2 protein-coding genes and 1 pseudogene are annotated in these 1503 nt (G+C 64.9%); all 3 read left to right on the top strand.

The window, feature by feature from the left end; all coding sequences use genetic code 11:
• Window positions 1-97: 4Fe-4S dicluster domain-containing protein (locus tag BLQ03_RS17675; RefSeq protein WP_139166733.1), on the top strand; the 97-nt coding region annotated here is incomplete at its 5' end.
• Between the two features lie 90 nt (window positions 98-187).
• The gene (locus BLQ03_RS17670) at window positions 188-1381 is read left to right on the top strand and encodes an acyl-CoA dehydrogenase (RefSeq protein ID WP_245689005.1); all 1194 of its coding nucleotides are present in this window, start codon (window positions 188-190) and stop codon (window positions 1379-1381) included.
• Window positions 1382-1393: 12 nt separating this feature from the next.
• Window positions 1394-1503 (top strand): annotated as a pseudogene (locus tag BLQ03_RS18195) (electron transfer flavoprotein subunit beta/FixA family protein); the annotation flags it as partial.

Genomic DNA, 1503 nt, shown 5'->3' with positions numbered 1-1503 from the left:
CGTCCACTGCAAGACCTGCGACATCAAGGACCCGTCGCAGAACATCGTCTGGACCACGCCGCAGGGCGGCGACGGGCCGAACTATCCCAACATGTAAGAAGGCCGGTGCCTCGCGACCCCAAGATAGGCCTGGCATGACCACCGTAATGCTTATTGAACTCGCCTGATGCAGATAGGAGAAACCACTATGAAGATGGACCGCATCGGCAGCTTCCGCTGGGAAGACCCCTTCCTGCTGGAAGACGAACTGACCGAGGAAGAGCGCATGATCCGCGACACCGCGCGGAGCTATGCCCAAGGCCACCTCGCCCCCCGCGTGCGCGAGGCCTTCCGGACCGAGCAGACCGACCGTGCCATCTTCACCGAGATGGGAGAACTGGGCCTGCTGGGCGTCACCATCCCCGAGGAGTTCGGGGGCACCGGTGCGGGCTATGTGAGCTACGGCCTTGTCGCGCGCGAGGTCGAGCGGGTGGATTCGGGCTACCGATCCATGATGTCGGTGCAGGCGTCCCTGGTCATGCACCCGATCAACGCCTATGGGTCCGAGGAGCAGCGGCGCAAGTACCTGCCGAAGCTCTGTTCGGGCGAATGGGTGGGCTGCTTCGGCCTGACCGAGCCGGATGCGGGCTCGGACCCCGGCGGCATGAAGACCACCGCGAAAAAGACCCCCGGCGGCTACCGGCTGAACGGGTCCAAGATGTGGATCACCAACAGCCCCATCGCGGATGTCTTCGTCGTCTGGGCCAAGTCCGACGCGCATGACGGCAAGATCCGTGGCTTCGTGCTGGAAAAAGGCATGAAGGGCCTCTCGGCGCCGAAGATCGAGGGCAAGCTGTCCTTGCGGGCGAGCGTCACCGGCGAGATCGTCATGGACGAGGTCGAGGTGGGCGAGGACGCGCTTTTGCCGAACGCCGAGGGCCTGGGCGGTCCCTTCGGCTGCCTCAACCGGGCGCGCTATGGCATCGCCTGGGGTTCGATGGGCGCGGCCGAGGCCTGCTGGCACGCGGCGCGGCAGTACGGGCTTGACCGCAAGCAGTTCGGCAAGCCGCTCGCGCAGACGCAGCTGCACCAGCTGAAGCTCGCCAACATGATGACCGAGATCACCCTCGGCCTGAACGCCGCCCTGCGCGTGGGGCGCCTCTTCGAGGCGGGGCGGATGCAGCCCGAGATGATCTCCCTGATCAAGCGCAACAACTGCGGCAAGGCGCTGGAGATTGCCCGCGTGGCCCGCGACATGCACGGCGGCAACGGCATCTCGGACGAGTACCCGGTGATGCGCCATATGGTGAACTTGGAAACCGTCAATACCTACGAAGGCACCCACGACGTCCACGCCCTGATCCTCGGCCGTGCCCAGACCGGCCTGCAGGCGTTCTTCTGAGGAGATGCGAAGATGAAGGTTCTTGTGCCGGTCAAGCGCGTGATCGACTACAACGTGAAGGCGCGGGTGAAGGCGGACGGGTCGGGTGTGGACCTGTCGAACGTGAAGATGTCGATGAACCC

This window comes from Paracoccus chinensis (assembly GCF_900102885.1).
GTDB classification, from domain to species: domain Bacteria; phylum Pseudomonadota; class Alphaproteobacteria; order Rhodobacterales; family Rhodobacteraceae; genus Paracoccus; species Paracoccus chinensis.
This window is presented reverse-complemented; position numbering and strand designations above follow the sequence as displayed.